Here is a 3853-nt window from a genome sequence, read left to right as displayed (position 1 = left end):
CTATTATACTAAAGGCCAATCCGAACCAATTAAATCTTTTCTGAACAATAGTTGTTGATTGGAATAAACAAGCTAATGTACTATAAAATATGAATTGTACAAAGAATTGTTCAATTGCAGATGCTCCTAAATTTACATGTTCTGTTTTATAAAATGTATCCTGTAAAAACAAAGCTTGAAGACATGAAAACAATGCTGATTGCAATAAATTAAAACATATTGAACCAATCAAAAATTGCAACCTAGTGACACCAAACGAGACGACTGTAGGAAAAATATCAAGTTGAATAAGAAACACGCTTATCACAATAAACATTACGATTACAATTGATGAATTATTGAAAATATCATGTAAAAATGCTACCTTTATTCCCTTTAAATCAGTTGCAGTCATTGTCCCTTTTATAAGTAATGCCACAGTCCAAAAGATAAGAATGGCTTTATACTGATATTTTATATGTAACTTCAACTGCTTCATTAACATCGTCATTTTATTTCACCACCAGTTATATGAATAAATAGTTTTTGTAATGTAATTCTATCAATTGATAACCCTTCTTTTTCAAGAGAGTAATAATCTTCATTAGAAAGTTCTTCCCATATAACAGAAATCCTCTTATTTCCATAAACTTCTCGATTTATTACTTTTTTATTGATTGAAAACTCATCCACTTTATCTTTTTTTCCTGAAATAATATGACCTTGTCGTAATAAATCTTCCACTGATGATTGAACAACAAGTGCACCTTCTTTTATGATGATTACATCTTCAATAACATGAGTTACTTCTTCTACTAAATGTGTTGATAATATAATTGTTCGTGGATGCTCACCGTAATCTTCTAGTAGTAGACTATAAAATAATTCACGGTGCGCTGCGTCTAAACCTGTAGTTGGTTCATCAAAAATAGTAATAGGTGCTCTACTTGCTAATCCTTGAATGATTCCGACAACAGTTTGCATTCCGTGTGATAATTTATGATATTTTTCTTTCAAATTAAGTTGAAATTTCCTAGCAAGTTCTTCAGCAAACTTTTGATCCCAGTTTTTATAAAACATGTTACATAAATTAAAAATCTCTTTAACTTTATTATTTAGATATGCAGCTTCTTTCACTTTAACAAAACAAATATTTTGCATCGCTTTACTATTCTCAAAAACATGTTCACCAAATATTGATATGCTTCCACTACTTGAAGTAATTTGACCTGCAAGTAAATTTAATAGTGTCGTTTTCCCTGCTCCGTTCCTTCCAAGCAAACCATATATTTTATGCTCTTCCAATGAAATCGTTACTTCATTTACAGCTATTTTCTTTTTATATTTTTTCGTTACATCTTTCGTTTCAAGTGCAATCATCCCTCTTTCCCCTCCTTCGTAATCTTTTGAATCATATCCATCAATTCATTTTTTGATATTTCTAGTACTTTCGCTTCTTCCCACACTTTAGGTAAATATTCAGTCATAAAAGTATTTTGTCTTTTTTTTAGTACGACTTCTTTCGCTCCCTTTGCAACAAACATTCCGATCCCTCTCTTTTTATATAAAATCCCCTCATCTACTAATACATTCACCCCTTTAGCTGCAGTAGCCGGATTTATTTGTAACATCTTCGCAAATTGATTTGTCGATGGAACTTGTTCTTCTTCAAGCAATATGTCTTTTAAAATATCAGATTCAATCGTTTCTGCAATTTGTAAGTATATTAATTTATTTTGCTCCAGAGTAGGTTTCACACTTTCACCACCTTAGGTTCATAGGTTCATTACTTATGTAATTAACCATATCACATAAAAATGTTTTTTTCCATAAATTTCTTTTACAAAAAAGAGAATCATTCGTTTAAGAATGACTCTCTTTCTAAAATTTCGAAGTTTCAACTCTTGTTCTCAAATTCTTTTCATTTATACCATTTTGACAAAAGTTAAATTGTTGTCCCTTTATTGACTTTGTACGATCTACTATTTGCCCTAAATGATAACTTGTATGCTCCACTAAATGTAATAAACTATGAAGATCAATATGCCTTTTTTCTTCCCATACTTGTATATATACTTTTCCCCACTCATCAAATATTTCTTCAACAGTTTTTAACAAAGTTTCGGAGCTTAAATGTTTTATTGGAAAATATTCTTCAATTCCATTTTCAAAAACTATATTGGGACCCTTATAACGCCTTGTATTTCTCTGTAAATGTTCACAAATATGTAGTACGATTCCACCAATTGAATTAACAGCGGTCTCTTGTTTCCACAAATCTTCTTCACTAACGAGCCTAATTGCCTGTACTAACTTAGGTAAATAATGATCCTGCATTCTATGATAAGAAATTTTGTATACTAACTCCATCTTCTCCCCTCCATTATTTCAACTGGCTCACTGGATATTTAGCAAATAAAGATTTCCGAAAATCTTTATCTTCCACAAGCATTTTAATTTTTTCTTCATTGCCGTTAAAGAACTTTATAACTTTATTTTTATCCCATATATCTTTTTCTTTTGGAAAATCATCGAATATTCTATGCAAAATTGATAACATTTCTTCCCTCGTTATCTTAAAGTTTTTATTCTCTACCTGAAACTCATAACTTTTTGCATTTGGCACTAAAATCACTAAATATATAGCATTAAAGAAAAAATTCTTCTTCATCGTATCCTTCTCATCAAACCAATACGTCTCAATCATTTCTTCTGTAAGAGCCCCACTTTCTTTTGCGCCATAGTTCACTTTTATATTTTCATTTTCTAAACTTATACTTTGAACTGTTCCACCACCGGGTAAATGATTAACAATTGCAACCACATCTGAATTATTACCAACGTATGTCCCAGTATATTTCTTAAAATCATCTGACCTAATATCATATATATCTTTTATTCTTTCTCCATTAGAACAAGCCGCAATGAATAAAAAAATTGTTAGCATAACGATCATGTTATGATGCATATATTTCATTTAGCATCCCCCATTTTTATCGATATTTCGTTAATTACAATATTTACTTTCAAATCCCTTTTAAATATACGCATTTTAATCAAAATTAAAAATTTTCATTTTTTATGTTTACAATTATCCATTAATTGTATATACTTACTAACGTAAGAAAAAAATTCTAAAAGGAGGTCGAAGGAAATGATGAAATTACAATTACATGCATTAACTTTAGCGTTAACTGCACCTGTGTTTTCTGGACAATTAAATATGAATTCGACCACCCTAATGGAGAATTGAAAATCGTACTTTATTTCATTTAATTCATAAATTCGCCACAGGAGGCCGTATACTTTCCTGTGGCTTTTTCACGCCCAGCCATAGGAGAACTGTATCTTCCTGTGGTTTTTTTGCGCGATTTTTTAGTCTCTTACATTATTTTTCTAAGAAAGGAGCAACATTCAATGACTATTAGCGTATTGTTTTTAAGTATTACGATTCAAAGAAATATAATTTCCAAAGATGAAATTCTTCATAATGAGCAAATTGAAAAAGCTATGAATGATGTTAAGGAGCGCCAAGCACTTTACTGTGATCGCCTGTAATTCCTTTTCGAAAGGAGGAATTCATTTATGACTTTTCATATTTTCTTTTTTACGACTGTACTTCAAAAAAATATTTTATCTGAAACTGAAATCAATCGTAAACAACAGTTAAAACAACTGACTGATAAAATAACTGACATTAAAAGTTCATACTACACTCAAATGTATTAAAAATATATTTTAAAGGGGTAATATATTCATGAAATTTAAAGCATTCTTTTTAACAATCACCATTCAAAAACGTAAACTTTCACAGAAAGAGATTTTACGTGAGCAACACATCCAAAATATTATGGACGAAGTAAAAGAACGCCAA

At 30.1% G+C, this 3853-nt stretch carries 8 protein-coding genes; 3 read left to right on the top strand and 5 right to left on the bottom strand.

Annotated elements, in window-relative coordinates; genetic code table 11:
* From ABWK52_RS28245 to ABWK52_RS28225, 5 genes are all read right to left on the bottom strand, one after another.
* A partial coding sequence (locus tag ABWK52_RS28245; RefSeq protein WP_353772318.1) for a DUF4052 family protein occupies nucleotides 1–490 on the bottom strand: 490 nt, incomplete at its 3' end.
* Nucleotides 487–1359 (bottom strand): ATP-binding cassette domain-containing protein, encoded by an 873-nt coding sequence (locus tag ABWK52_RS28240; RefSeq protein WP_000560916.1) that lies wholly within the window; start codon nucleotides 1357–1359, stop codon nucleotides 487–489. The genes ABWK52_RS28240 and ABWK52_RS28245, both read right to left, overlap by 4 nt.
* Nucleotides 1356–1736: a GntR family transcriptional regulator gene (locus tag ABWK52_RS28235; protein WP_000805199.1), complete on the bottom strand. Its 381-nt coding sequence runs from the start codon at nucleotides 1734–1736 to the stop codon at nucleotides 1356–1358. Before ABWK52_RS28235 ends, ABWK52_RS28240 begins: the two co-directional genes overlap by 4 nt.
* A gap of 124 nt (nucleotides 1737–1860) precedes the next feature.
* Nucleotides 1861–2349: a hypothetical protein gene (locus tag ABWK52_RS28230; protein WP_048567574.1), complete on the bottom strand. Its 489-nt coding sequence runs from the start codon at nucleotides 2347–2349 to the stop codon at nucleotides 1861–1863.
* A gap of 13 nt (nucleotides 2350–2362) precedes the next feature.
* Nucleotides 2363–2956 (bottom strand): DUF4825 domain-containing protein, encoded by a 594-nt coding sequence (locus ABWK52_RS28225; RefSeq protein ID WP_000876536.1) that lies wholly within the window; start codon nucleotides 2954–2956, stop codon nucleotides 2363–2365.
* Nucleotides 2957–3396: 440 nt separating this feature from the next.
* Between ABWK52_RS28225 and ABWK52_RS28220 the strand changes: the two genes are divergently transcribed.
* From ABWK52_RS28220 to ABWK52_RS28210, 3 genes are all read left to right on the top strand, one after another.
* On the top strand, nucleotides 3397–3537 hold the full coding sequence (locus tag ABWK52_RS28220) for a YrzI family small protein (RefSeq protein ID WP_000156177.1): 141 nt from the start codon (nucleotides 3397–3399) through the stop codon (nucleotides 3535–3537).
* Nucleotides 3538–3564: 27 nt separating this feature from the next.
* On the top strand, nucleotides 3565–3708 hold the full coding sequence (locus tag ABWK52_RS28215; protein ID WP_000142714.1) for a YrzI family small protein: 144 nt from the start codon (nucleotides 3565–3567) through the stop codon (nucleotides 3706–3708).
* A 28-nt stretch (nucleotides 3709–3736) separates the two neighbouring features.
* Nucleotides 3737–3853 (top strand): YrzI family small protein (locus ABWK52_RS28210; protein WP_076876373.1); only part of this gene is annotated, 117 nt, incomplete at its 3' end.

It is taken from the genome of Bacillus sp. AP50 (assembly GCF_040492675.1).
GTDB lineage: Bacteria > Bacillota > Bacilli > Bacillales > Bacillaceae_G > Bacillus_A > Bacillus_A cereus.
Note: the sequence above shows the minus strand (reverse complement) of the source record. Positions and strands in the feature narration are given on the sequence as shown.

Bases quoted from the DNA above. Each gene is read 5' to 3' on its own strand.
- ABWK52_RS28240 (WP_000560916.1), bottom strand. From the start codon at position 1,359: ATGATTGCACTTGAAACGAAAGATGTAACGAAAAAATATAAAAAGAAA.
- ABWK52_RS28230 (WP_048567574.1), bottom strand. From the start codon at position 2,349: ATGGAGTTAGTATACAAAATTTCTTATCATAGAATGCAGGATCATTAT.
- ABWK52_RS28225 (WP_000876536.1), bottom strand. From the start codon at position 2,956: ATGAAATATATGCATCATAACATGATCGTTATGCTAACAATTTTTTTA.
- ABWK52_RS28220 (WP_000156177.1), top strand. From the start codon at position 3,397: ATGACTATTAGCGTATTGTTTTTAAGTATTACGATTCAAAGAAATATA.
- ABWK52_RS28215 (WP_000142714.1), top strand. From the start codon at position 3,565: ATGACTTTTCATATTTTCTTTTTTACGACTGTACTTCAAAAAAATATT.